This window comes from Sphingobacterium sp. UBA1498 (genome assembly GCF_002325125.1).
GTDB lineage: Bacteria > Bacteroidota > Bacteroidia > Sphingobacteriales > Sphingobacteriaceae > Sphingobacterium.
The window spans coordinates 19,560-45,945 of the sequence record NZ_DCRG01000016.1; the positions used below are offsets into that span (position 1 = coordinate 19,560).

Genomic DNA, 26,386 nt, shown 5'->3' on the forward strand with positions numbered 1-26,386 from the left:
ATGTGGATGTTTCAATTGGGCGGTATGCAAAAAAAAGTCCCGTGCATTACACGGGACCTGATCAGCTGTATCGTTTAGGTGTTAACCTAATGTTATTAAACTTTCTTGCAGTATTTTAATCTTAGCTTCTGCGTCAGCTTTTTTGCTTTTCTCGTTTTCGACAATTTCAGGTTTTGCATTTTGTACAAATCGCTCATTGGAAAGCTTCTTGTCTACCGAAATTAGGAAACCCTTTAAGTATTCCAATTCTTTCTCAATGCGTTCACGCTCGGCATCCGCATCAACATTGTTTTCCAAAGTCACATAACATTCATCTTTGCCGGCAAGGAAACTGGCAGCACCTGCAATTTTCTCAGAGACAAAAGTCACGTCCTCCAAATTGGCAATCTTAGTGATGATAGCAATGTATTGTTTCAAGTTGATCTCAGATTGCTGATTGATCGCTAATGGCAACGCAATTTTAGGGGAGATACCTTTAGAATTACGGATATTACGAATCTCAGAAATGATCTGTTGTGCGACAGCGAAATCTTTAATAAGCTGCTCGTCAAAGGCATCTGCCGTCGGATAGGGAGCGACGATAATGCAATCTTTCTCCTCTTTTATTCCGAACAATTCGTCGTGCCATAATTCTTCCGTCAGGAAAGGCATGAAAGGGTGCACCAGCGTAAGTATACGTTGAAAAAATGATTTTACCGTGTCTAAGGTTTCGCCAGAAATCGGTGAGCCGTAAGCCGGTTTTACTAATTCAAGATACCAGGCGCAAAAGTCATCCCATACTAATTTATAGGTTGTCATCAGCGCATCTGATAAACGATAATGCTTAAAGTTTTCCTCGATATCGACCAAAGACTGATTTAATCTTGCCTCAAACCAGGCAGCCGCAATTTTATCGGACGCCGAAGCTGGTGCGGCGGTGATTTCCCAGCCTTTAACCAAGCGGAAAGCATTCCAGATTTTATTGGCAAAATTCCGTCCCTGTACACAGAGTTCAACATCGAAAGGTAGGTCATTACCCGCTGGAGCAGTTAATAACATCCCCATTCTCGTCGCATCGGCACCGTATTCGTTCATCAAATCAATCGGGTCAGGTGAGTTGCCCAGCGATTTGGACATTTTGCGGCCGAGTTTGTCCCGTACAATCCCAGTAAAATAAACATTTTCAAAAGGCAATTGTCCGCGGAATTCATATCCTGAAACGATCATACGTGCTACCCAGAAAAAGATGATATCGGGGGCAGTGACCAAATCTTGGGTTGGGTAATAATAATTTATTTCTGGATTTTCTGGTTCATTGATACCATTGAAGACTGAAATTGGCCATAACCACGCTGAGAACCACGTGTCAAGGACATCTTCGTCTTGACGGAGATCTTCTGCTTGAAGATTTGCATTGCCCGACTTTTCTTGCGCTAATACCAGTGCTTCTTCAACTGTTTGTGCAACCACAAAGTCTTCGTTGCCATCGCCATAGAAATATGCCGGTATTTGATGGCCCCACCACAATTGTCTTGAGATATTCCAGTCGGTCACATTCTCCATCCAATTGCGGTAAATATTTTTGAATTTTGTCGGATGAAATTTGATGGTATCATCCATGACATTATCCAAAGCCGGTTTCGCAAGGTCTTCCATTTTAAGGAACCACTGATTGGAGATTTTGGGCTCGATCACCGCACCGGTTCGCTCTGAAGTCCCCACATTATTGGTATAATTCTCAACTTTTTCCAATAACCCCTTTTCCTCAAGCTCTTTCTCAATTTCCTTCCGGACTTTAAAACGATCCATACCAGCATAGTGTAAGCCGTTGTCGTTCAGCTTTGCTTCGTCAGTGAAGATATCCAGAAACTCCAGATGGTGTTTTTTGCCGAGCGCATAGTCGTTTACATCGTGTGCTGGTGTAACTTTTAGACATCCGGTACCGAACTCCAAATCTACATATTCATCCTCAATGATGTTCACTTTTCTGCCTACGATCGGTACAATGACTTGCTTTCCTTTTAACCAGGTGTAGCGTTCGTCGTTGGGATTGATACAGACCGCTGTATCACCAAAAATTGTTTCGGGACGGGTCGTTGCAACAACAATATATTGATCAGTACCATCAACCTGATATTTCAGGTGATATAATTTACCATTTTTCTCTTTATAAATAACTTCTTCGTCGGAAATATTTGTTTTTGCTTCTGGATCCCAATTGACCATGCGGTAACCCCGATAAATCAATCCTTTGTTATACAGATCTACAAATACGCGGATAACAGATTGATACAACTCTGGGTCCATCGTAAAACGCGTGCGATCCCAGTCACAGGAAGCACCAAGTTTTTCCAATTGTTTCAGAATAATACCACCATATTTTTCTTTCCATTCCCAAGCATGCTTTAAGAAATCTTCGCGGGATAACGATCGTTTGTCAATTCCTTGTTCTTTCAACATAGCGACGACCTTGGCTTCAGTAGCAATGGAGGCGTGATCGGTCCCCGGTACCCAACAGGCGTTTTTCCCCTGCATACGTGCTCGGCGAATCAAAACATCTTGAATGGTATTATTTAGCATATGCCCCATGTGCAACACTCCAGTGACGTTTGGAGGAGGCATCACAATCGTGTAAGGTTCACGTTCGTCAGGGGTGGAACGGAAAAATCCGTTCGCTTTCCAATAGCTGTACCACTTTTCTTCAGCTTCTTTTGGATTATAAGTTTTCGCTATGCTCATTTTAAATTTTCTATTCAAACTTTTAAGGAACACAAAAGTAAGTATTTCTATGTTATTTTCCTTAGTTATCAGCTGATCTTGTGCTCAAACAAAAAGATGCTATCCATCACGTATCGGCAATTCATTCAAACACCATCCTGCTTTAGCAGAAGAGTTTGCTATTTACGCGGTATACTACCTCAGGGGTACTTTATAATTTTTTAATCTTTTATTCATATTACTAAGTAATTAGCCTGTATTTCATGTAAATTAATGTAAATTTGCCTGTTTTATTTTTACGCGAAAGAATGCAACGATTTGCTAAAGAGTTGAGAGCTTTAACACAGTATTTTCTATTCTGGTTAATTATCTGTTTTATAGATAGATTGATTTTTGTTACTGCTTTTTTTGAGAAAATTGGTTTTTCCAATATTACAGAGGTTTTCAGAATTTACTATCATGGCCTCAATCTGGATTTCTCTGCTGTTTCTTACATATGTGCACTACCCTTCCTTGTGTATTGTATATTAAGTTTTTTTCCAAAGCTCAAACCCAAAAGGCGGATCTTGGATGTCTATACCATTATTGTGCTGGTTTTATTTTTTGTGACAAGCTTTATCAATGTCAATATCTACCGGGAATGGGGCGACAAGATTTCCAAGCGTGCGATTGATTCTTTTTTGGCCTCACCTTCAGGAGCAGTAGCTTCGGCAGAAGCCACGCCGGTATTTCTTCCAATCGTCGGCATGGTGATCGGCATATTGTGTGGCTATTTTTTATACCGCTGGATGTTTAAAAAGGTATTCTTTTTCAATATCAAATCTCCGGTTGGTAATATCTTTAAACTGCTCGTCGGAATGTTTGTCCTTTTCACGTTTATTCGCGGCGGTTATGGGCGGGCAACATTAAACCCCAGTAAAGCTTATTATTCGGAAGATACATTTTATAATCATGCGGCAGTCAATACGCAATGGGCTTTTTTACGCGATTTCTTTGCTAAAAATACCAAACTGAAAAACCCATATAGTTACTATAGCGATCAGAAAGAGATCGCAGACAAACTACGGCCCGCCTTTCAGCATCAGCCCGATTCGGCGGTTCAGGTGCTTTCAACGACTCGTCCGAATGTGGTTTTTATTATGTTAGAAAGTTTTGTCGGAGACCTCATCCAGTCCCTCGGGGGGGAGAAGGGAATTACTCCACACATGGAAGAGTTGATCAAAGGGGGGATTTTGTTTGACCATATTTATTCTGCTGCTGATCGATCTGACAAAGGAATGGTTGCGATATTGAGTGGCTTTCCGGCGCAAGGCCCGGAAAGTATTATTAAATATATTGATAAACATGAAAATATGCCTGCAATTGGGCAAGAGCTTGATCATGCAGGTTACGAAACATCCTTTTACCACGGTGGACAAAGTGAGTTTTACAATTTTAAATCGTATATGCTGACACATGGGATAGCTAAGGTTGTGGACAATGCTAATTTTGGCTTGGATGCTGAACGTGCCTCGTGGGGGGTATATGACCATGTGGTTTTTAATCGGATGATCAACGACTTCAAAAAGGAAAAACAGCCTTTCTTTTCTACGATCTTTACCTTGGTCAATCACGAGCCATTCGATTTAAAAAACGGTTATAAATTTGGCAATGCTACCAATGCAGATAAGTTTAGAAGCACAGCATATTACACGGATTCAGTAGTGTATGACTTTATCTCAAAAGCCAAAAAAGAAGCTTGGTATAAGAATACTCTTTTTGTTATTGTAGCTGATCATGGACACCGCCTTCCTTCAGAAAAATGGGAGCTATTCCATCCTAATCGCTTTCATATTCCATTGATTTTTTTCGGAGATGTTATCAAGCCCGAGTTTCGGGGGAAAATTTTCAGCAGAATTGGCAATCAGACAGATTTGGCAGCAACGTTATTGACCCAATTGAAACTTCCAACCGAACGTTACCACTGGAGCCGGGATTTGTTTAATCCAACGACACCTCAAATTGCCTTTTATAATTCCAAAGATGCCTTTGGAGTGATTACTCCAGAACAAGCTGTTTCATTTGATAATGTGGGAAGGATAATCAACTATAGATCGAACAAGGAATATCCAGTGAGCAAAACAGATAGTTTGTTGAATATCGGTAAAGCGTATTATCAAGAGGTATATCGTGAATTTTTAAAATATTAGGACTATGAAATTAAAAGGAGTACTTGCACCGTATTTTGCTGTCGCAATTCGTTTTATCTTTCTTTTGGTCATTTATGCGTTGTTAAGATTGGGGTTTTATGGCATCAATGCCTCCTTATTTCCGCACGTCGATGCGGGTAAGCTCCTGGTGATGTTTGCCGGTGGTGTGCGTTTCGACATTGTAGCCCTGCTGTATTTAAATATTCTTTATATTGTGATGATGACTGTTCCGGGACCGTTTAAGGATAACCGGGTCTATCAGCAAGTCGCGAAATGGATCTTCGTTGTGGTCAATTCAATAGGAATAGCCTTGAACCTGATTGATTTTGCCTATTATCCCTTTACACTCAAAAGAACTACAGGTACAGTAATCGATCAATTTTCAAATGAATCAAACTTGATGAAACTGGCCTTTGATTTTTGTTTGGACTATTGGTATCTTATCGTACTATTGGCTCTTATCGTGTATGGCCTGATGAGATCCTATCAGCTTATTCAGCTGGAAAAGATCACGAAATATAACTGGAAGTCATTTTTGATCCAAGTACCTTTGTTTCTATTGACCGCCTTTCTTTTCATTGGTGGGGTACGTGGGGGCTGGGCCCATAGCACGCGTCCCATTACGTTAAGCAATGCCGGAGATTATGTAGAAACACCAGAAGAAATGAATATTGTACTGAACACACCATTCAGTATATTGAAAACATTAAAAGCTGTAAATCTGAAACCTGTTCATTATTATTCTGACCAAGAGCTTGAGCAGTTATACAATCCCATTCATATACCAAAAGCAGACCAGCCTTTTGCAAAGAAAAATGTCGTCGTTCTGATTTTGGAGAGTTTTGCAAAAGAACATTTTGGCGAATTGAATAAAGATATCCAAGGTGGAAAATACAAAGGTTATACGCCTTTTTTGGATTCATTGATCCGCCATGCTTACACTTTTACAGATACGTATGCCAATGGGCGTAAGTCAATTGATGCACTACCATCCGTGATTACCGGAATTCCTTCGATAGGTGAACCTTTTGTACTTTCCATATACTCGGGAAATGAAACCACGAGCTTAGCAAAGCTGTTGGGTAAGAAAGGGTATGAGACGGCCTTTTTCCACGGGGCACCTAATGGCAGTATGGGCTTTTCGGCTTATATGAAATTGGCAGGCATTCAGCATTATTTTGGTAAGAATGAATATAACAATGATGCGGACTTTGATGGCATATGGGGAATCTGGGATGAACCTTTTTTGCAATTTGTCGCAAACAAGATCAATACTTTTCATCAGCCATTTTTCGCCAGTTTCTTCTCATTATCCTCGCATCATCCGTTTAAAGTACCCGAAAAATATCAGGGGAAATTTCCAAAAGGACCTTTGCCAGTACAAGAGCCCATCGGATATACCGATAATGCGCTGCGCGAATTTTTTGCGACAGCATCTAAAATGCCCTGGTACAAGAACACCGTCTTCGTGATTTGTGCAGACCATGCTACTGTAAGCTACCTGCCAGAATATCAAACGGCAGCAGGGGGCTTCCAAATTCCTATTATATTTTATGCACCAGGCGATAACCTAGTTGGCAAAGCGGATAAACTGGTACAGCAAATAGATATTATGCCGACGATTTTAAATTATTTGCATTATGATGAACCTTATTTTGCCTTTGGTTCGGATGCCTTCAAACCGGGTAAGGACAATTTTGTGCTCAATAACAATGCAGGGAGCTATAACCTTTATTATAAAGATTATATGATGTCCTATGATGGACTGAAAGTGACATCATTTTATGACTTAAAGAAGGACCGCTTGATGAAACAGGATCTACTGAAACAGCATCCCGCCGTACTGGATACGATGGAGACCAAAATGAAAGCATTTATTCAACAGTATAACAACCGCATGATTGAAAATAAGCTAACCTACAAAAAGTAGGCTGTCGGTTTTCTAGGTGGAAAACCTTGATCGGATGCTTCTGTCTATAATCAATAGAACCAGGTCGTAAATGATGTAGATCAAGGGTAAGGTGAAGATGACTAGCAGTATAAAGCCCCGGGATTTCTCCTCAAATGAACCGTTGATCAGATAGTTGGCCAGACTGGACCAAAACCAGCAGAAGAAATAGAAGGAGCTTGGAATAATTAGGTTTCCAATAAGCAGTGCATAGCGGTATTTGCCACCTTTGTATTTTAGATAAATACATCGGATATGTAGGTATAACAAAAATAGCGATCCGATCAGCGCAAGCAGTTCCGGGTGTACCCAAAGAATTGCTTTTGCTAACGGGGAGGTCTTCAAGCCGACTTCTATATGGAAACTCTCTTTCTTTTCTACCTGATCAATGTCCCAGTGCATGATTGAATCCGTTTTTAATTTGGAGGTTCCCAAATCCTGTGCAAGGACTTCCATGTCACCGTTTAGGTGGAGATACAGGTCAATTGGGCCAAAGGAAGACCAGTATCTGGAAGGAAATAAGAGGTAGTCAATTTCGTATCTGGTTCGGATATCGCGCCGGTCATAGCCCATATAAGCGCTGTATTGAACCTGAATATTGTTTTCGCCTTTGTGTAGCTTAGCGGTAAAATAAAATGCATCATTCAGCGAGATGCGCTTCCATTCATCGCTGTCGTAGCTGATTTCATAATAGCCATCCTTTAAACGTAAAAAAGGGAACTTCGAATCGGGCTGATCCATCCTCTTTGCTTTAATTTCTTTCTGATTGACAATGACCCGGTCCAATCCATCCATATTTAGCGCGAGAAATACGAGCGGTAATTCGATCTCTTCTTCAGCATGGATATTATATACAATGCTGAAGTGACTACGATAGTCCGAATGATCATCAGTGCTGTCCAATAAAAGGCGGATGTCGATACGCTCATGGGTGACTTTTACCTTGCCGGCAGGGACGAGCTGTCCTGTTATGCTGTGCGGACTTCTTGGGTTTGCCATGTTGGCAAACAGTGTCGTTACAGTGAGTAATAGATATGCAGCTGTTATTAAAATTTTCATTTTGTTTGATAAGGTCTGCTTAATAATCAATTTCGCGTTTGTATAGGAGCTTTTATGTTATCAAGCCGGCTGTATATAGAGATATGCTTGATCTTTAACAAGATGAAAGTAAAAATTAAAAGGGAGAAATTAAAAAGGCGGTTTATATTCGGCTATCTCTGATTTATATTCGTTAAGTAGACCGTTTCTTTTTTGAAGGTTCTTTCTGGTCAATAAGATCAGACACTTTCAGAAAAAAAAGACCTATACCACAAAGGCATAGGTCTTTTTTATATTTCCAAACTTTATTGCGGTTTAAACACCCAACAATAAACGAGCTGGATCTTCTAATAATTGTTTTACACGTACCAAGAAGCTAACTGATTCACGACCATCAATGATGCGGTGGTCATAAGAAAGCGCGATATACATCATTGGACGGATCACCACCTGACCATTTTCAGCAATAGGACGTTGGATGATGTTGTGCATACCCAAGATTGCCGATTGTGGCGCGTTGATGATTGGCGTAGACATCATTGATCCGAATACACCACCATTGGTAATTGTAAATGTACCACCAGTCATTTCGTCGATCGTTAATTTGTTGTCACGTGCTTTACCTGCCAATGCGGCAATTGCTTTTTCGATCTGCTCCAATGACATGGCATCAGCGTTACGGATAACTGGAACTACCAATCCTTTAGGTGCAGAAACCGCGATTGAAACATCTGCGAAATCAGAATATACAATTTCGTTATCTTCAATACGTGCATTGACAGCAGGCCATTCAGCTAACGCAGTTGTTACTGCTTTTGTAAAGAATGACATAAAACCTAGACCGATACCAAATTTCTCTTTAAAAGTATCTTTATATTTGGCACGTAAATCCATGATCGGCTGCATATTGACTTCATTGAATGTTGTCAACATCGCTGTTTCGTTTTTAACGGCAACTAAGCGTTTTGCGATCGTTTTTCGTAAGGAAGATAATTTCTCACGACGTTCGTTTCTAGAACCCGCCACGGGAGCAACTGTCGCAGCTGGAGCCGCAGCAGGTTTTGCTGCTGGTGCTGCAGCTTTAGCAACGGGTTGAGCTTTTTCGGCATCTTCTTTTGTGATGCGACCTTCTTTCCCTGTTCCTTTTATTGTAGAAGGATCAATTCCTTTTTCTCTTAAGATTTTTGCAGCAGCAGGAGAAGCTGTACCAGCAGCATAGCTATCTGGATCTTCCTCTTTCGCGGCAGCCGCTGGAGCAGCAGTTGATGATGCCTCCTTAGCAGGTGCAGCAGCTGGAGCTGAATCGCCAGTAGGGGCAGCACCCTCTTCAATTGTACAAACAACAGCACCGATTTCTAAAGTATCACCTTCTTGTGCAATGATTCTTAAGATACCTGCTTTTTCAGCTGGTAATTCAAACGTTGCTTTGTCTGATTCCAGTTCGGCGATGTTTTCATCCATCTCCACATAATCGCCATCTTGTTTCAACCATTGTGATAAGGTTACCTCCGTGATTGATTCACCTACGGTTGGTACTTTAATTTCTAAGCTCATATATAATGTTCTTTATTGACAATTGCGTCCTATAGCTAGGACGCAATTGATTTTAAATTGTTTTTATTCGAATGATTTATTTAAGATTGCTGCCTGTTGAGCAACGTGTTGCTTCATATAACCTGTTGCTGTACTTCCACTTTCTTTGCGGGCAACAAAACCTGTAAATGCAATCTCAGTACCCATGAGTTTACGGCAATAATAAGACCAAGCCCCCATGTTTTCGTTTTCTTCCTGAACCCAGACAAACTCTTTTGCTTTTGTGTATTTTTTGCGGATTGCTTTCAATTGATCTGTAGGGATCGGAAACAATTGCTCGACACGAACGATAGCAACATCTTTGCGCTTATCCGCCTCTTGTTTTTCTAATAAGTCGTAGTACACTTTACCCGAACAGAACAATACGCGTTTAACATCTTTTGCTGAAACATTAACATCGTCGATTACCTCTTGGAAAACACCTTCTGTAAAGTCTTTTAAAGGCGACACCACTTTTGGATGACGCAACAATGATTTTGGTGTAAATACAATCAACGGTTTGCGGAACTCGCGTACCAGTTGACGACGCAACAAATGGAAGTAGTTTGCAGGTAAAGTACAGTTGGCTAAGATCATATTTTCATCTGCACACAGCTCCAAGAATCTTTCGATACGTGCTGAAGAGTGCTCAGGACCCTGACCTTCCATACCGTGAGGAAGCATCATAACCAATCCGTTGGAGCGTTTCCATTTCGTCTCTGCACTAGATAGATATTGATCCACAATAATTTGAGCACCATTATAAAAATCTCCGAATTGCGCTTCCCAAATGGTCAATGAATTGGGATTAGAGGATGCATAGCCATATTCAAAACCCAAAACAGCATACTCGGAAAGTAAGGAGTTATAGATGGAGAATTTATCGCCGCCTTTCACATGAGCTAAAGGAACATATTTTTCTTCTGAATCTTCAAGCGTTAATACGGCATGACGGTGTGAGAAGGTACCACGTTGCACATCTTGCCCCGAAATACGCACACGGTTACCTTGATCCAATAATGTCGCGTAAGCCATCAATTCACCCATTGCCCAATCGTATGAATCCGTATCGATCATTTTGGCACGGTCTTCAAATAAACGCGTAATCTTACGGAAGAATTTTTTGTCAGCAGGTAAGGTTGTAATTTCTTTTGCTAATTTCAAAAATAGATCCTTTGCAACTTTGGTTTTATCGGAGGTTGTTAATACTTCACCTTTTTTAGCAGGACGCAATCCTTCCCATGCCCCTTTAAACATCGGAATCTCTTCAGTCAATACCTCAACTGTTTTAGATTCCTCAAATTTAGTCTGTAGTGCAGCTTTAAATTCCTTCTCGATAGTTTTGGAATATGCTTCGTCAATACTTCCTTCGGTAATTAATTTTTTAGCATAAACTTCTTTCGGGTTGGGATGCTTATCGATAAGTTTGTACAACAATGGCTGCGTGAATTTTGGTTCATCGGCCTCATTATGTCCAAATCTTCTATAACATAATAGATCGATAAAGACGTCAGTTTTGTATTTCTGACGGTATTCTACAGCTAAATTGATGGCGTATACTACTGCTTCAGCATCATCACCGTTGACATGGAATACAGGTGAAGAAGTGATTTTTGCGACGTCGGTACAATATGTACCCGAACGGGCATCCTTATAGTTTGTTGTAAATCCGATCTGGTTGTTGATGACAATATGTACAGTACCACCAGTTTTGTAACCATCTAGTTTCGACATCTGGGTTACTTCATACACGACACCCTGGCCAGCAATTGCCGCATCACCATGGATGATGATCGGTGCGATTTTAGAAGAATCTCCTTCGTATTTAAAATCGATTTTCGAACGAACCATACCTTCTACGATTGGATCTACCGTTTCCAGATGTGAAGGGTTAGGAGCCAAACTTAGGTGGACAGATTTGCCATCGTTGGTTTTGACTTCAGAAGAGAAACCCAAGTGGTATTTTACGTCACCACCAAAGTTTACTTCGGGATCGTCGGCATAAGTCTTACCTTCAAATTCAGAAAATACTGACTTGTAAGATTTACCCATAATATTGGTCAATACATTGAGACGGCCACGGTGAGCCATACCGATAACAAATTCCTGAATACCGATTTCTGCTCCTTTTTCGATAACAGAATCTAGCGCAGGGATTAAACTTTCGGCACCTTCAAGCGAAAAACGTTTTTGACCTAAAAACTTAGTACCCAAAAAGTTTTCGAATACAACAGCATGGTTTAATTTGTTTAAGATTCTCTTTTTGGTATCTAAAGAGAATTTAGGCATGTTACGATCCGCTTCCATACGGTCCTGTAACCATTTAATTTTCTCTGGGTTACGGATATATTTGAATTCTGCACCAATGGAACGGCAGTAAGTATCCTCTACCAATTGACGGATGTCTTTTAATGTTGCTGGACCTAAGCCTACTTCAACACCGGCATTGAAAACGGTACTCATGTCTGCTTCAGCAAGACCAAACGTCTCCAATTCCTTGCCAGGATAGTATTTACGTCGCTCACGCACAGGATTTGTGTGTGTGAATAGGTGGCCACGATCGCGGTAGCCGTTAATCATGTTCAGCACGTTGATTTCTTTCAAAACGTGCTCAGGAGTAGCTTCACCTACTGAACTTGTTGTTCCACCAGCATTTTGACCGAAATCAAAACCTTCAAAGAATTTTTGCCATCCGAAATCTACCGATTGGGGATCTTGCTTGTACGATTGATATAAGCCATCGACATAAGCCGAATCAGCATTACTCAAATATGTCAGATTGTCCATTTACAATTAAAACTATGAAATTTGTCAAAGTTATGAATAAAAAAAGAGTTTCTAATACTGAAATTGAATAATTTAATCAATAAATCTATCCAATTCTTAACATTTTTAGCATGATTTTAAAGGGGATTCCGGCGTGCTAAAAAGACCTTTTCCCTCGGAATTATTTATTTCCGAAGAAGATTTATTTAACCATTATTTCATCCAGTTTTGGAAGTCCATTCGGGAAATGAATTTTGATCAATTTTTGCCAATCCAATGCCTTATTATCTTTTTCACTCGTCCCCACGCCAGCGACATGAGACCATTGTCCATATACGGTGGCAGGAGAATAGTCCAGCAGGTGCTCCTCATACCAGGAAGCTCCACGAAGCCAATTGACACCGTACTCATGCACCAAATAACTGGCGGCAATAAAGCGTGCCTGATAGGGAATGTAGCCCGTCTTCTGCAATTGAATCATCACACTGTTTACAAAATCATGCTCTGTACGGCCAGATTTCCATTTATCAAATCGTTCGTCATCGCCGTCTGTGGATGGAAAACCTTGCGGTGCACTAGTTGTAAAGCCCTGTGATTTAAAAAATATATTCGGATATTTTTTTAGCATAAACCTAAAATAATCACGCCAAAGAAGGATGTCAATAATCTTCTCAAAGCGTTTGTCCTTTCTGCCTTCACCCAATTTTTTGATATTTTGATATAAAAGGATAGGGGATAAGGCGCCTGAGGCAATAAAAGGACCGAGGATGAGCGGATCCTGATCCGTCTCTGGGTAGGTTGACAATAGCGCATGCATAATACTGAGTGCCGTGTCTTCGCCTCCGAGAATGTAAATGTCGTCGACAGATTTGATCTCCTCAGCTGAATAACCTAAGTCTTTCAGTGAGGGGATTTTGGTGTCCTCTAAATGGGGGGGCGTCAGGAAGTTGGTCGGTAATGGAATCGGTTGCCGGACTAAACTTTCCCGCTCAACTTTTTTCTTGAAAACAGAAAAACCATTGGGTATATCCTTGATCGGAAATGGAAGGTCTTCTTTGTGATAAAGGGTATGACCGATGAAATGCCGGAGATTTATTTTGCTGCTCCAAAGTCTACTTTCTACTTTTTCGGAAATGGAGGTCTCCCGAAGTGCTACTTCGCGGTGGTGATAAACTTCGTGAACTTGATACTTTTGTGCGATTCTAGGGATAATATCTTCAGGCTTTCCCACATAAGTCAACAAGTCGCTACCATGGCTTTTTAATTTTTCTTTTAAAGCCGTGACGGCTTCGATAACAAAGGCCGCTCGCAGAACACCAGTGTTCAAGTTGCCAAACTGATTTCGGTCGAAATATCGCGGGTCAAAACAATAAACGGGGATAATAAATGAACTTTTCTCAGAAGCTTGATAAAAAACCTCATTGTCATGAAGTCTTAAATCATTTCGAAACCAGATCATTGTAGCCCTTTTGTCCATAGAGGTGAAGATAAATACTTTTTAGTGCAGCCTATTTTCAGAAGATTTACAAATATATAAGGATATTGTGTTCTTGAAAGTATTAATTCATGAATTGACAAAAAAAGGACAATGACGGTCGCCACGAGGCTGGCTGAGTCTTTTTTATCGAAAAAAATAAAAATTAGTATTAAACTTATTTGACGTTTTTCTGTTCTAAAATCAGAGTAAACACAGCTTACTAACGGGGAAGGGTCATCTTTAATGTCCACTATAGTGAGAACGAATTATAAAATCGGGATGGTTTCATAGCCATAAAATAGAGCATTCGAATGAAAAAGGTTTTAATCAGCGGGCTAAATACCTATTTGGGACGACGGGCATCCTGTTATCTGCAATCCAGCGATTTTGATGTGACGGGATTAGTCCGCAATTTATCTCTATTTAATAGGATTGTGAAGGAAAAGGTTACGGCTAAGCTTTTTGAACTCGACCTCTTGCGGAAAGGCGAAGCTTTTGAGAATTTTGAAATCTCAGATCTTAATTTTGGAATTTATTTTACGCAAGTTCCTTCGCTGGATAATGATATACAGCTTCAGCTTGAATTGCTCGGTCTGCGCAATTTCGTGGAGCTTTGTAAGCGGGCAGGAAATAATCGTGTTATTTACGTCGCGCGGTTAATGGACGAACATTTCTTGGAGCCTGTGCGCAATCTTCTTGAAAATTTACGTGTACAATATACGATTGTGATTAAAAGCAGTGTGGTGGGAAAAGAGAGTGTACTGAACCGAATATTTGCTAAACTTGCGCGACGGCAAACTATATTTTATTGGAATTGGGTGGCTTCCCTAAAGTTTAGGCCACTTCCTCTGCTTGATGTATACCGTTGGCTGCGGGAAATGCCCTGGGAAAATAATTTTATATCTGAGGTCATCTACCTTGGCGGCAATGAGGAAATGACTTTTAGAGGCTTATTTTACCATTTTCTGAACTGCTCATCCGAACGTCCCAAAAAAGAGATCGGTGTGAATAAATTCTTTGCTAAACTTCTGTTAACAAGATTGAATGATATCAATAAAGAAGATATCGATGAGTTTAGAAGAGTGCTTTATTATGAAAAGAATGTCGATAATACTACTTGGCAGAAAATACAGGCATTTGAATTTACCCCTTTGAAAACCTATGTCTGCGTAGACACCTGATGTACCGTTCAGGGGGATATCGAAACAATAGTTTTTATAGCTGTTTTTTAGATAGGTGTTTTCGTATCTTATACCGGTTTTTATCCTGTATAATCAATAATTCTGTTAAATTTGTGGATTGACGTGGTGAAACAGATTTAATATATGGGATACAATAGTTTAGAAGCATGTGTTGCGGATCTTGAAAAGCATGGGCATTTGATCCGTATCAAAGAAGAGGTTGATCCTTATCTCGAAATGGCTGCAATTCATATGCGGGTATTTGATGTTGAGGGACCGGCCTTGTATTTTGAAAATATCAAAGGTACCACATTCCCTGCGGTGTCCAATTTGTTTGGTACGTTAGAACGTTCGAAATTTATGTTTCGCGATTCGCTGGATCACTTAAAGAAATTGGTGGACGTTAAAATGAATCCTGCTGCGGTGCTGAAAAACCCTTTCCAATATATTGGTTCGTCAATGACAGCTTTAGGGGCTCTACCCTGGAAAAGGAAATCGGGTGCTCCTATTCTTCATGGAAAGACATCCATTAGTAAACTTCCGCAGATTGTCAACTGGCCCATGGATGGTGGTGCTTTTGTGACTATGCCGCAAGTGTATACCGAAGATGTCAGCAAGCCTGGTATCATGCATGCTAATCTCGGAATGTACAGGATTCAGCTTTCTGGTAATGATTATCTACCGGATCAGGAAATTGGTTTGCATTATCAGTTGCATCGTGGCATAGGGATACATCAAACAAAGGCAAATGCACTGGGTAGACCTTTAAAGGTGAGTATTTTTGTCGGGGGACCTCCTGCACATCCTTTAGCTGCTGTAATGCCATTGCCGGAAGGACTTTCTGAGATGATTTTCGCGGGCGCATTGGGGAATAGAAGATTCCGTTATTTCTATGATGATGAAGGTTTTTGTATTTCGGCAGATGCTGACTTTGTAATTACAGGTACTGTTTATCCGAATGAAAATAAGCCAGAAGGTCCATTTGGTGACCATATTGGATATTATAGCCTGACCCATCCATTCCCATTGATGAAAGTGCACAATGTGTACCATAAGAAAAATCCGATTTGGTCTTTTACGGTTGTGGGGCGTCCACCGCAGGAAGATACCAGCTTTGGCGCTTTAATCCACGAAATTACGGGAGCAGCTATTCCACAGGAGATTTCAGGCCTTCATGCTGTTAATGCTGTGGATGCCGCTGGGGTACACCCCTTGCTTTTCGCCATAGGTTCTGAACGTTATACGCCTTACCAACGTGTGGATAGACCACAGGAAATTCTAACAATAGCGAATCAAATACTCGGGAAAAACCAGCTTAGTCTTGCTAAATATTTGTTTATTTCAGCGCATGAGGATAATCCGCAACTGGATATTTATGATATTCCAGCTTTTTTGGGGCATATTCTTGAGCGAATAGACCTGACCCGTGATGTTCACTTTCAAACCAATACGACAATTGATACTTTAGACTATTCTGGAGAAGGATTAAATGCGGGCTCAAAGGTCGTCTTTGCCGCTGCCGGATCGAAGAAAAGAACCCTCGGACGTGAATTGCCGTCTCACTTTGAACTGCCGCGGCCATTCAACCAGGCGAAATTTGTGATGCCCGGTGTGATAGCGATCGATGGTCAGGCATTCTCTAGTTATGACAATGAATTGAAGATTATGGAAGAATGGTGCCATGCTGCAGCAGGCAGTTTCTGGGAGGGGTTTCCGTTGGTTGTTTTATGCGATGATGCGAACTTTACCGCCGCTTCGGTCAATAACTTTGTTTGGACAACGTTTACCAAAAGTAATCCTGCATTTGATATTTACGGCATACACAGCTTTACGGATTTTAAACATTGGGGTTGTGAAGGTCCCTTGATTATTGATGCGCGAACAAAACCCCACCATGCTCCGGCTTTGATCAAAGACGAAGCAGTGGAAAAACGTGTTGATCAGCTTGGAGCAAGGGGAAAATCACTGCATGGAATTATTTAAGAACGCCTAATGCCTATTCATTTACAATAAAATTTACAAGGAGCAACCTTAAGATGAAGATAGAAGAATTATTGAATAAAGTAAAAGAAAATGAATTACCCTTTCAGGAAGTGCTGACGCATATTGCTGATCAGTATAGCTATACGCTCAGTGCATTTCAAAATGGGACGTTGAAAAATTCAAAAGAAGAAAATCAAGGGAGTGCAAAAGTGTTCTATTTCGCCAAGCTGAATAATCTGTCTCCCGAAGATACATTGTGTCTTTTTGCCGAACATTATCAGCATGTACTCGATGATCCAGCGGGAGATAGCCATCAGAATATTCGTCAATTTAGGACAAATGGTTGGGATGGGATCTCGTTTGAGCAAGAGGTATTGGTAAAGAAATAATAGCAATCTGAAGGGGGGGAAGCTCGAGATGAAATAGACGCTTCCTGTAGCGGCAGTTTCGATTGAGGTGCAAAGTCATAGAAAAAAGAAAGGGCGGTAAACTGTTGTTATCGCCCTTTTTCGCCAGATATATTGCTAACTGTTTGGCTTGCTTAAGGCTTACTTTCGCAATCTTCTTCTTTATTTCCACCAAAGTAAACCATCCAGCAAATGCCGAACTGGTCTTGAAAAGCGCTGTACAGTTCGGCGAAAAATGTTTCTCCGAGGGGCATTTCGACCAACTTTGCATCGGTAGTTAACGCATCATATAATGTCCTTGCCTCTGTCGTGCTTTCACACATGAGCATGACATAGCTGTTGTTTCCTTGAATATAGTGTTGTCCAAAAGCGGGGACAACATCAGCGCCCATCAGCATGCTATCTCCATTGATGGAAATTGCGGTATGACAGATTTTATTTTTTGCTTCGTCCGGAACTGGAGGCATTTGTGGATCAGCAGGAATATCTCCGTAGCGCATGTAACCTGGGTTCTTTGTGTTGAACACTTTTTCATAAAAATTGAAAGCTTCTTCGCAATTTCCGTTAAAATTTAAATAAGCGTGTAATTTTGCCATAATCTCTGATTTTGAATGTACATTACTTTTTTGGCTTCCTATATTCATCTTGCTATCCTATTGAAGCGATTACATGTAGCCAAGAAAGCTTTAGTAAAAATAACCTGAAACCTGCTTAAAAAACTTGCCTTAAGACAAGTTTGAAAAAAATAGCACGCTAATCAGGAAAAGGGCCAATTCCCTTGAGCAATTTCTTTGCGGATACGACTCAAAGAAGTATCAGTAATGCCCAGATAAGAGGCAATATGCTTGAGTGGTGCTTGCTGTATCAATAGGGGTTTTTCTTTCATGAGGTGAAGATAACGTGCCGTTGCCGGTTCGGTAATCATAGCGATAGCTCTATTTTTACTGTGAACAAGCTCTTTTGCCATCCAGGATCGGCCCCATTCCCTAAATCCAGGAATCTGATGAAAGAGTTCCTGAAAATCTTCGAATTTTATTTTCCAAAGACGGGTTTCCACGAGTGCCTGAATATTTTCAACCGTTGGACTGCGTTGAAAAAAGGAGGCCACTTCAATGACTATCTCCTTTTCAATGCAGAATCCGGTAGTTACTTCATTACCATTGAAATCATGTAAAAAAGAACGTGTGAGCCCGTGCTCAATCAGGTAGTAGGCATTTGAAACCTGCCCTTTGGTCAATATAAAGTCGCCCTTTTTGACGGTAATGGGCGCATGTTTTTCAATAATAGCAGTTAATTCCTCTGGTGTGAGCGCTAGCTCGCTGTAAAAGGTTCTGATTGGATCCATGTCCTGGTTATTTGATTATAAGCTCAATTTAATCATTAATGTCCATACCAAGTGCAGATCTGTTGTGTGATTATTTTAAACAAACAAGTGTTTCATTGATAATTTTGTTTGTTTTGAAAACTATTTTTAATAAAAATATAATAAAAATTAAAAATTATTATGAATTTAGTTTTTAATTGTTTTACTTTGTGTCAATAACATAATGTAAAAACGAAATCTTTAAAAAGTTCATAATATGTGTGGAATTATTGGCGCTTTTGAATTAAAGCAACCTGCAAGCTCATTGAGATCTCAAGTATTGGAAATGTCAAAACGTATTCGTCACCGTGGTCCTGACTGGTCGGGTATCTTCACTGGCGAAAAAGCTTTGTTGGCACACGAGCGATTAGCTATCGTTGATCCTAAATCGGGAAGTCAACCTTTGTACAGTCCAGATGGTCAAGTTGTACTGGCAGTTAATGGCGAGATCTATAACCACCATGAATTAAGAAATAGTCTTCCCGATTATGAATTTTCGACACAAAGTGATTCTGAGGTTGTGTTGGCTTTATACTTAGCCAAAGGGCCTTCATTTGTTGACGAATTGAATGGTATTTTTAGTTTTGCACTTTATGATTCGCGTGACGATTCCTTTTTTGTTGCTCGTGACCATATGGGGATTATTCCCTTATATTATGGTAAAGATAAAGAGGGGCAGTTGTTTGTTGCATCGGAATTAAAATCACTGGAAGGTTTCTGTGAGACGATCGAACAGTTTCCTCCGGGACATTACTTGTATAGTAAAACCGGAACAGTTCCGCAGCGCTGGTACGAACGCGATTGGGAAAGTTATGATACAGTAAAAGATAACGAAACTGATATCGCTGTTTTGCGCAAAGGATTGGAAGATGCGGTGCATCGTCAGTTAATGTCAGATGTGCCCTATGGTGTATTGCTTTCTGGAGGTTTGGATTCATCTGTTATTGCTGCTGTAACGAAGAAGTTTGCGTCTAAACGTATTGAGAGTGACGATCAGGAAGATGCTTGGTATCCTCAATTGCATTCATTTGCGGTAGGTTTGAAAGGTGCCCCAGATTTAATTGCGGCAAAAAAAGCTGCTGATCATATTGGCACGATACATCACGAAATTAATTTTACGATCCAGGAGGGGTTGGATGCTATCCGTGATGTAATCTATCACTTGGAAACGTATGACGTTACAACAGTCCGTGCTTCGACACCAATGTATCTATTGGCGCGTGTAATCAAATCGATGGGAATTAAAATGGTATTGTCAGGCGAAGGTTCGGATGAACTTTTTGGTGGGTATCTCTATTTTCATAAAGCACCCAATGCACAGGAATTTCACGAGGAAACTGTACGCAAGCTAAAAAAACTTTATCTATATGATTGTCTTCGCGCAAATAAATCACTCGCGGCTTGGGGGGTTGAGGGACGTGTGCCTTTCTTGGACAAAGAATTCATGGATATTGCCATGCGCATCAACCCTTCCGATAAAATGATCCGTGATGGAAGAATGGAAAAATGGGTGGTACGTAAAGCTTTTGAAGACTATCTGCCCGAGAGCATCGCTTGGCGCCAGAAAGAGCAATTTTCTGATGGTGTAGGCTACAGCTGGATCGATACATTGAAAGAGCAGGCTGAAAGTAAAGTTTCTGATCAGGAATTTGCCGAGGCTTCGACGCGCTTCCCGATAAACACACCGAAAAATAAAGAAGAGTTTTTATATCGGACAATTTTCGAATCACATTTTCCGTCAACAGCAGCAGCACAAACTGTTCCTTCAGTAAAATCTGTTGCATGTAGTACGCCCGAAGCGTTGGCATGGGATGCTTCTTTCCAGAACCTGAACGACCCTTCGGGTAGAGCGGTGGCTTCTGTGCACCAAGAGAGCTACGAAAAATCCAAAGTGGAAGCCGTGTAACTAATCAACCTTCATATCTATATTTTTAGTAAAGCCTGGAAAGTATCTTTTCAGGCTTTTTTTATTCTTTCTTTTGTCATTTCCGAGCCAAATAGAAAGATATCATTGAGCTGCTTGAAAATAATGTGTGTTTTTAAATATTCTTTAGTAATTTTCGGAAACACCAATGAGCGGAAGCTTTGGTTTTTCAAATTAATTACAGTTAACCAGAGTGCTTTCTTTTTTGGAAGATCCGATTGGAGCTAATGGAATGTACGCGAAGTGCATCACGCTTGCGGTGTCTGCTTGTCAACGGATAATTATAAAGTAACTAATAATAACATATGAAAATAGATGCAACGATACCACTCGGAATAAAATCTTTGGGATTAGCACTTCTTTTATGGAGTACTCCTCGGGTTTTTGCTCAGCAAAAGGAAGCGATGGTTTCGTCGATTGTACAGGAAGCAAATGCAAATTCGCAATTGGAAAAGTATGCATTTGAGCTGATCGACATGATTGGTCCTCGCCTTGTTGGGAGTCCGCAAATGCAACAGGCGCACGACTGGGTTGTTAGAAATTATAATTCGCTTGGAGCGCAGGCCCGTAATGAGCCTTATGGCGAATGGCGTTCTTGGGAGCGGGGCACCTCGCAAGTGACGATGACCTATCCGCGCGTAAAGTCTTTGGAAGGTACACAATTGGCTTTCAGTCCGATGACAAAGGGGAAAGGTGTCGAGGCGGAGGTGGTGACTATGCCTTTGTTTCAGTCCCAGTCCGACTTTCAGTCGTGGCTTAGAACAGTCAAAGGGAAAATTGTGCTTATTGGCATGAATCCACTGTCGGGACGTTCAGATGCCAACTGGAAGGAATCTGCTACTGCTCAAGGTTACGAAAAATACCAAACCTTAAAAAACGATCAGCTAAAAATGTGGGAGCGCAGTATGGTCTACACGGGAAGCACTCGTCGGACATTGCCTTTAGTATTGGAAGAAGCCGGTGCAGTTGGTGTCATAGATTCTTACTGGACAGAGTTGCCGGGTATCACGCGTATTTTTGATGCAAAGTCTAAACAGATTCCCGTATTTAATGTGGGATTGGAAGATTATGGTCTGTTACACCGCATGGCAGAACATGGCGTCAAACCTCGGGTGTTGCTTCAGGGAAATTCAAAAGAACTTGGAATATCAAAAACCTATAATAGTATCGCCGAGATCAAAGGTAAAGAAAAGCCCGATGAATATGTTGTACTGTCGGCACATTTAGATTCTTGGGACGGGGCCTCTGGCGCGACAGATAATGCTACCGGTGTGATTACCATGATGGAGGCCGTCCGTATTTTAAGGAAGGTTTATCCGGATAATAAAAGAACAATTTTGGTCGGGAACTGGGGGAGTGAAGAGCAGGGGCTGAACGGTTCTTCCGCATTTGTCGAGGACCATCCTGAGCTTGCAAAAAATATACAGGTGGTGTGGAACCAGGATAATGGAACCGGTCGAATCGTTCGTATCGGGGGCAGTGGTTTTGAAAAATCCTACGAATACATTAGTCGCTGGCTGCACTATCTACCTGAAGATTTTCGCAATGAAATTCAAACGAGTTTTCCCGGTATGCCAGGGACCGGCGGAAGTGATCACTCTTCTTTTGTTCAAAAAGGAATTCCGGCGTTTGGACTTTCCTCGACTTCTTGGGACTATGGTAAAGTGACCTGGCATACCAACCGTGATACTTACGATAAGATAGTATTTGATGAGGTGAAGCAAAATGCCATTATTGTTGCAATTTTGACTTACTTGGCCTGTGAAGAGCCGACATTGGTTGCACGCGACAAAATCACATTACCTATCGATAAAGATGGTAAGCCAGCAGCATGGCCAATGAATCTTCAGTCGAAAAGAACAAGCGGCAATTAGCTATGAAACAACTCATCTTAGTTTATCTATTTCTCGTATGCGGTCTTTTTTCTTTTGGACAGACTTCATTTGTCAATTTAGAAAACTACAGGACCGAGTGGCTGATCCTTCGCGAAAATGATCGATCTTTGGTGGGTATTCGAAGTTTCACATCGAATGCTGTAAAATATTACCTCACGGTAGATCCTACTACACTGCAAACGCGTGTAGTAGGCGGTCGATCGGTAAGCGTGCGCTATACTGATGCGAATCAGGTTAATAAAAGTTTAAAGGGTTCTGTATATGAAAGCTGTTTTTCCTTCGTTAGGAAAACGGAGAATAACTTACAGGATGCTGGTCTGAATTTTAGCCTTCCTAAAGAAGCGGGTATTAATTTGACAATCGATTTATGCCCTTCACATAAGCCCTTGGATAAAACTATTTTTGAAGATCTTCTATTGGCGTTTAAGGGTGTCGATGGTACTTTGCCATTGGCTGTTTCTGTTTCGGGTAAATGGATGCTGAATCATGGGGCTGATCTGGAATGGCTGAAGTCGCTGGCAGGAAAAGGTATCAAGATTACCTGGATCAATCATACGTATGACCATGTCTTTAACAATCATCCACTGTCGTCCAATTTTCTGCTTTCTAAAAATACGGATCTAAGATTTGAAGTGTTGGAAAATGAAAAATTGATGCTGAAGAATGGCCTTATGCCTTCGGTGTTTTTCCGTTGTCCGGGCTTAGTTTCAGATCGCCGAATTATTGAACACCTGATATCTTATGGTCTCCTTGCCGTTGGATCGGATGCCTGGCTGGCTAAGGGGCAACAGGCGAAGAATGGAAGTATTGTCCTGATTCACGGTAACGGAAACGAGGAGCTTGGGGTACATGACTTTATCAAATTACTCCAGACAGAATCGCAGGCAATAAAAACGAAGCATTGGACATTGTATAGTTTGTCTGAAGGCTTAGATCAAAATGAGCACTAGCCATTAAATAGCTTATTTTTTACGATCGTTTTACCTTGACGGAGTAAAATAGCATGATAAAAGCTGGGTATATCATTTGACCAGTTTTTAAGTATTAGGATGATTGCAACAATCTCCAGGCGGGTTATTAATCCTATCCAGATTGTTAATTGGAATAGGATGGTGGATTGGCCGCGGAGTAGCAATTCGATTAAAAATGCGAATAAAAAAAGTGTCCAGACCTTGGCTCCGATAGAGTGTGTTGCGATTTCTTTTTTGAACTTGATGAAGCTAATGATGTAGGTTAATGCTTCTGATCCGATCAGGGTCAAGATCAATGCGGCATTATCTTTAAAAAAATCGGGATTGCTCAGGTAGGCTGCCAGGCAGATACAGCAGAAAAATAACAGGTCCACACTTGAATCCCAGCGTCTTAACAAGGCGGTAGCGACGCCCAATCTTCGGGCAATGATACCGTCAAAAATATCACTCAATAATCCGATGATTAGGAAAGAAATAGCATACCAGTTGAAATGATCAATCTGGAGCCAGTACAAGAGGATAAGCAACGGTCCTAGAATAAGGCGAAGTAATATCAGGATAAATGGAATGTGTCTTTTCGATAGCAATGTTTACTTGGTTAAAGCAGTCTGTCTAAAGATAGTTATTGTTCGTTAAAATACAAAAAGGCCAATCAGTTGATTAGCCTTTTTGTTGTATTAAAAATCGTGACTCTTCTTGGCTTTTTTTAACTAAGAAGGGTTTTTAAGATGTTGATTAAAATAGTCAGCAATTTTTTCGTACATATGGATACGGTCTTTCCCCATCACATTGTGTTCGTGCGTAGGGTATAGAAAATAATCTACTTGCTTACCGGCTTTAATGCAGGCTTCTAAAAACTCCATGCTATTTTGCTGTACAACAACAGGGTCTTGTGCACCGTGAATAATCAATAGTCTTCCTTTCAGCTGATCGGCTTTATTGAGCAGTGATGTTAATTTATAGCCTTCTGGATTTTCCTTTGGAGTGTCCATGTAACGCTCTCCATACATCACTTCATAAAATTTCCAGTCGATGACTGGACCTCCTGCTACTGCAGCCTTGAAGATCTCGTTGTGGTGCAGCATGAAGGAAGTGGTCATGAATCCACCGAAGCTCCAGCCAAAAATACCCATCCGTTGTTGGTCAACAAAAGATTTTGATTTAAGGAATTCAATTCCTTTCATTTGATCGGCCATTTCATTTTGGCCGAGGTTGCGATGGGTAGCGGTGTAAAAATCCCGACCTCTGTAATTGGTGCCGCGATTGTCCATCGTGAAGACAATGTAACCTTGCTGGGCCATATACATGTCGAAGTAACCTGCTCCGCCTAACCATTTGTTAGACACCAACTGTGAGTGTGATCCGCCATATAAATAGTACATGACCGGGTATTTCTTGGCAGGGTCAAAATCGTTGGGATAAATGATACGTCCTGTCAACGGGTATTTTCCATCTGCAGAAGTTAACTGTACAAATTCGATTTTAGGATCATTTATTTTCCCGGTAAAAGGATTTTCAGCATTGACTAAGGTCGTTTCTTTAGCAGATTTGATGTTCTTGATCTGAACTTTATTAGGTGTTTTTAAATTGCTGTATTGATCGTAAATATATTTGCCGTCGTCACTTAAGGCAGCATGGTGCATACCAGATTCATGTGTTAACTGAATCGTCTTACCCGATTTTAGATCAACTTCGAATAACTGGCGATCCAAACCATTATTGGTTACGCCGGTATAACTTACTTTGTTGCCATCGGCCGAGAAATCGAGTAATGTTTCCATGACGATGTCTTTGTAGCCTAACTTTTTAATTAAATTACCGTTGGTATTGTATAAGTAAAGCTGATTGTAACCATCCTTGTCAGATTGATAAAGAAATTGATCTGGTTTGTTTGGTAAAAATGTTAATGGGTTTTCAGGTTCAACCCAGGTTGTTGCAGTTTCTTCAAATAATGTTTTGACCAAGGAACCGTTTTCAGCATTGTATTTGTTGACTTTAAGGTCATTTTGTCCGCGGTTAAGGAGTCCGACATAGATGTATTTTCCAGAAGGATCCCAGGTAACCATGGTTAGATACTGCTCTGAATGCTCACCGGTTTGAAGTGTCACTTTTTGTCCAGTGGTGATATTGTAAACCACCAAAGATACTTCTTCTGATTTTTGCCCTGCCATTGGGTATTTTATCCACTTGATGTCCGCAATTCTGGAGCTCCATTGTGGTAAAGGATAATTGGCTACCATAGTTTCATCTTTACGGTAGTAAAGTAGTTTGTCATTCTGATTGTTCCACCACATTCCTTTCTTGATACCAAATTCCTGACGGTGTGTGTAATCGCTTCCATTGACAATCCCTTTATTGCTGTCATCTGTTACAGCAGTAATTTTGCCATTCTTGTCAATAACTTCAATGTTGTTTTCGACTAAGTAAGCGATTTTAGAAAAGTCCGAACTTACTTCACGATTCGCACCTTTGTTGTCATTGCCGATAAAGCTTTCAATAGTTTTTGATTGAATGTTGTAAGTTACGGAGTACGTTTTATCTTTTCCTTCAACCTGAAGTAAGAGCGAATTTCCGTCATGCCATTTATATTCAAAAGGAAACATCCGAAGACTGAATGAGTCATTTGGAATAGCCGCCTTTAAAGCGGTTTCAAGGTCCGTTTTAGATGCCAGAGTTGTCTCACTCCAATTGTTTGTTGAGCTTTTCGATAATAGATTTTGGTATGATTTATCGAGATAGGAGATGGTGCTGGATTTTGGGATCCACGACGCACCAACGATCGATGTCGGTGCATAGGTGCGGGGACCAAAGACTGTTTCTTCTAAATTGAGGTTGCGTTGTGCAAAGCTGCCTAAGGAGCTTGCCAACAAGAAGAATAGCGCAATTCTTTTCATTAAACTGTAATATTTTGTGAAAGTTTATTCTCAACGGCATACGTGAACCCGTTCCGACGGTTATTTTGCGTTTTGCTCTAC

The 26,386-nt window shown here is 40.8% G+C and carries 17 protein-coding genes; 8 read left to right on the plus strand and 9 right to left on the minus strand.

What is annotated here, in order from left to right:
- Positions 1-81: 81 nt before the first annotated feature.
- Positions 82-2,718: a valine--tRNA ligase gene (locus B3139_RS09320; protein ID WP_293882225.1), complete on the minus strand. Its 2,637-nt coding sequence runs from the start codon at positions 2,716-2,718 to the stop codon at positions 82-84.
- 287 nt (positions 2,719-3,005) lie between these two features.
- Here B3139_RS09320 and B3139_RS09325 point away from each other — a divergent pair, with 287 nt between their 5' ends.
- Entirely contained in the window at positions 3,006-4,886 is a 1,881-nt protein-coding gene (locus B3139_RS09325; protein WP_293882227.1) for an LTA synthase family protein, read from the plus strand.
- Positions 4,887-4,890: 4 nt separating this feature from the next.
- The gene (locus B3139_RS09330) at positions 4,891-6,816 is read left to right on the plus strand and encodes an LTA synthase family protein (protein ID WP_293882229.1); all 1,926 of its coding nucleotides are present in this window, start codon (positions 4,891-4,893) and stop codon (positions 6,814-6,816) included.
- A gap of 12 nt (positions 6,817-6,828) precedes the next feature.
- Here the strand turns inward: B3139_RS09330 and B3139_RS09335 are convergent, their stop codons facing one another.
- The 4 genes from B3139_RS09335 to B3139_RS09350 all read right to left on the minus strand — a co-directional run bounded on the left by B3139_RS09335 (position 6,829) and on the right by B3139_RS09350 (position 13,669).
- The gene (locus tag B3139_RS09335) at positions 6,829-7,893 is read right to left on the minus strand and encodes a hypothetical protein (RefSeq protein WP_293882231.1); all 1,065 of its coding nucleotides are present in this window, start codon (positions 7,891-7,893) and stop codon (positions 6,829-6,831) included.
- Positions 7,894-8,187: 294 nt separating this feature from the next.
- Positions 8,188-9,426 (minus strand): 2-oxoglutarate dehydrogenase complex dihydrolipoyllysine-residue succinyltransferase, encoded by a 1,239-nt coding sequence (gene odhB / locus B3139_RS09340; RefSeq protein WP_293882233.1) that lies wholly within the window; start codon positions 9,424-9,426, stop codon positions 8,188-8,190.
- 63 nt (positions 9,427-9,489) lie between these two features.
- Positions 9,490-12,231 carry a 2-oxoglutarate dehydrogenase E1 component gene (locus tag B3139_RS09345; RefSeq protein WP_293882235.1) on the minus strand — a complete coding sequence of 914 codons (2,742 nt, stop codon included), beginning with the start codon at positions 12,229-12,231 and terminating at the stop codon, positions 9,490-9,492.
- Positions 12,232-12,412: 181 nt separating this feature from the next.
- A complete protein-coding gene (locus B3139_RS09350; protein ID WP_293882237.1) occupies positions 12,413-13,669 on the minus strand; it encodes a deoxyribodipyrimidine photo-lyase in 1,257 nt (418 codons plus the stop codon).
- Positions 13,670-13,998: 329 nt separating this feature from the next.
- Here B3139_RS09350 and B3139_RS09355 point away from each other — a divergent pair, with 329 nt between their 5' ends.
- The 3 genes from B3139_RS09355 (at position 13,999) to B3139_RS09365 (ending at position 17,240) form a co-directional block, all read left to right on the plus strand.
- On the plus strand, positions 13,999-14,868 hold the full coding sequence (locus B3139_RS09355) for a hypothetical protein (protein ID WP_293882239.1): 870 nt from the start codon (positions 13,999-14,001) through the stop codon (positions 14,866-14,868).
- Positions 14,869-15,012: 144 nt separating this feature from the next.
- A complete protein-coding gene (locus B3139_RS09360) occupies positions 15,013-16,851 on the plus strand; it encodes a UbiD family decarboxylase (protein ID WP_293882241.1) in 1,839 nt (612 codons plus the stop codon).
- 53 nt (positions 16,852-16,904) lie between these two features.
- Positions 16,905-17,240, plus strand: a complete 336-nt coding sequence (locus B3139_RS09365) for a HopJ type III effector protein (RefSeq protein ID WP_293882243.1) — start codon at positions 16,905-16,907, stop codon at positions 17,238-17,240.
- Between the two features lie 152 nt (positions 17,241-17,392).
- Here B3139_RS09365 and B3139_RS09370 read toward each other — a convergent pair whose 3' ends face one another.
- Positions 17,393-17,854 (minus strand): VOC family protein, encoded by a 462-nt coding sequence (locus B3139_RS09370; protein WP_293882245.1) that lies wholly within the window; start codon positions 17,852-17,854, stop codon positions 17,393-17,395.
- A 161-nt stretch (positions 17,855-18,015) separates the two neighbouring features.
- Positions 18,016-18,603, minus strand: a complete 588-nt coding sequence (locus B3139_RS09375; protein ID WP_293882247.1) for a Crp/Fnr family transcriptional regulator — start codon at positions 18,601-18,603, stop codon at positions 18,016-18,018.
- A gap of 235 nt (positions 18,604-18,838) precedes the next feature.
- On the opposite strand from B3139_RS09375, the gene asnB reads away from it, so the two are divergent.
- The 3 genes from asnB to B3139_RS09390 all read left to right on the plus strand — a co-directional run bounded on the left by asnB (position 18,839) and on the right by B3139_RS09390 (position 23,390).
- Complete coding sequence (asnB, locus tag B3139_RS09380; RefSeq protein ID WP_293882249.1) at positions 18,839-20,527, plus strand: asparagine synthase B; 1,689 nt, start codon at positions 18,839-18,841, stop codon at positions 20,525-20,527.
- Between the two features lie 323 nt (positions 20,528-20,850).
- Entirely contained in the window at positions 20,851-22,419 is a 1,569-nt protein-coding gene (locus B3139_RS09385) for a M20/M25/M40 family metallo-hydrolase (RefSeq protein WP_293882251.1), read from the plus strand.
- Positions 22,420-22,421: 2 nt separating this feature from the next.
- Complete coding sequence (locus B3139_RS09390; protein ID WP_293882253.1) at positions 22,422-23,390, plus strand: polysaccharide deacetylase; 969 nt, start codon at positions 22,422-22,424, stop codon at positions 23,388-23,390.
- On the opposite strand, the gene B3139_RS09395 is transcribed toward B3139_RS09390, so the two are convergent.
- Together B3139_RS09395 and B3139_RS09400 are read right to left on the minus strand one after the other, a co-directional pair.
- Positions 23,387-23,998 carry a CDP-alcohol phosphatidyltransferase family protein gene (locus B3139_RS09395; RefSeq protein WP_293882255.1) on the minus strand — a complete coding sequence of 204 codons (612 nt, stop codon included), beginning with the start codon at positions 23,996-23,998 and terminating at the stop codon, positions 23,387-23,389. The two genes, B3139_RS09390 and B3139_RS09395, sit on opposite strands and share 4 nt — an antisense overlap.
- A 123-nt stretch (positions 23,999-24,121) precedes the next feature.
- The gene (locus tag B3139_RS09400) at positions 24,122-26,305 is read right to left on the minus strand and encodes a S9 family peptidase (protein WP_293882257.1); all 2,184 of its coding nucleotides are present in this window, start codon (positions 26,303-26,305) and stop codon (positions 24,122-24,124) included.
- Positions 26,306-26,386 lie beyond the last annotated feature (81 nt).